Here is a 727-nt window from a genome sequence, read left to right as displayed (position 1 = left end):
GGTAGAAGGGGTCTCACCACAAGATCCTCACACCGAGAAAGCTCCACGTGATCGCCTATCCTGCCATGCTCGACGTCTCCCGTGAACTGGTCCGCTACGTCGGCCGCCTGCTACACACCGAACGCCGCCACCGCGGAACGCCCAAGGGGTCGCGGCGCCCGACCTGCTTCTACCAGGCACTGTTCGCCCTGGCCTGGTTCCGCTCCAAGCCCAACCTCCGCCTGCACGGCATCGCGTTCGGACTGTCACAGGCCACCGCCTACCGCTACCTGCACGAGGTCATCGACGTCCTGGCCGACCAAGCCCCCGACCTGCACGAAGCACTGGAACAGGCCGCCGCCGACCGCGTCCCCCACCTCATCCTCGACGGCAAAATCTTCGACACCGACCGCTGCCGCATGAAGACCACCAGCGTGAAGGGCGAAACCATCGACGCCTGGTTCTCCGGCAAGACCGGCGATTTCGGCGGCAACATCCAAGCCTTGTGCGAACCCGACGGCTTTCCCGCCTGGACCAGCGACGTCGAGCCCGGCGGTGTCGTCGATATCGAAGCTGCTCGCCGTCACGTGCTTCCTGCCGTCTACCCGTACGCCAAGGCCATGCCCGTCCTGGCCGACCCCGGCTATCAAGGTGCAGGTCACGGCATCGTCGTTCCGTTCAAGCAACCTGCTGATGGCAACATGCTCAGCGTCGACAACCGCGCCCGCAACGCCCTACAACGAGCGCT

General features: G+C 65.3%; 1 protein-coding gene. It reads left to right on the top strand.

All coding sequences use genetic code 11. From position 1 onward, the window contains the following. Nucleotides 1-47: 47 nt before the first annotated feature. A partial coding sequence (locus tag AWQ68_RS41880) for a transposase family protein (RefSeq protein ID WP_066932645.1) occupies nt 48-727 on the top strand: 680 nt, incomplete at its 3' end.

Origin of the sequence: Microtetraspora fusca (genome assembly GCF_001570365.1) — a bacterium.
Lineage (GTDB): Bacteria > Actinomycetota > Actinomycetes > Streptosporangiales > Streptosporangiaceae > Microtetraspora > Microtetraspora fusca.
The sequence above is the reverse complement of the archived record's forward strand: the minus strand, read 5'-3'. Positions and strand labels throughout refer to the sequence as shown.